This window comes from Variovorax sp. F042, assembly GCF_057814215.1.
Window position 1 is genome coordinate 1 of the sequence record NZ_JBVASX010000085.1, and the last position, 289, is coordinate 289.

The following is a 289-nucleotide window of genomic DNA, read 5'->3' on the forward strand; positions in this document are numbered from 1 at the left end:
GGCCGAGGCGGCCACCCGGATCACGCCGCTCGGCTCCTGGCTATCCGCGACGTGCGATTGACCGGCTTCGATCAGTTCCTCGACCGCCGGGCCGCATCGCTCATGATAGGTCTGGCCCGCGCTCGTCAGCGTCAGCTTGCGGGTGGAGCGCTGCATCAGCCGAGTGCCCAGGCGCGCCTCCAGCTGCTGGATGCGCCGGCTCACCGTTGCCGATGGCATGCGCAGCTGCCGCGCGGCCTCGGCAAAGCTGCCGAGGCGCGCAACTTGCACGACCATTGCGACTTCGTTC

At 69.6% G+C, this 289-nt stretch carries 1 protein-coding gene; it reads right to left on the reverse strand.

Features of this window, described 5'->3' with window-relative positions:
* Window positions 1-289, reverse strand: a 289-nt coding sequence (locus ACZYSP_RS35515) for a LysR family transcriptional regulator (RefSeq protein ID WP_489019254.1), incomplete at both ends; no start/stop codon positions are given.